We start from the raw sequence: 267 nt of genomic DNA on the forward strand, positions 1-267 counted from the left end.
TTGTGATGCTGGAAGACAGCGCAATGGGGAATATCACCGGCCAGGCCGGTGTGTCCATTGAGCTGGAAACCAAGATCAATATGGACCGCTTGATCTATACCGATGAAGGGTCGCTGACGATCAGCGATATCAGCATCGGCGGTGCGGAACGGACAGACTTCTTTGGTTTCAATGGCCTGGGTGGGCCAGATTCCAATGATCTGCTGGACAACATCCGTATCGATATTGATGTGCTCGCCGACGGCGATGCGGCCATCAATATCCGCC

The 267-nt window shown here is 53.9% G+C and carries 1 protein-coding gene; it reads left to right on the plus strand.

The window, feature by feature from the left end; all coding sequences use genetic code 11:
• The coding region (locus BIU96_RS16295; RefSeq protein ID WP_217642290.1) for a DUF6160 family protein at window positions 1-267 on the plus strand (267 nt) is incomplete at both ends.

Origin of the sequence: Curtobacterium sp. MCBA15_008 (assembly GCF_001865065.1) — a bacterium.
In the GTDB taxonomy this organism is placed as follows: Bacteria; Actinomycetota; Actinomycetes; order Actinomycetales; family Microbacteriaceae; genus Curtobacterium.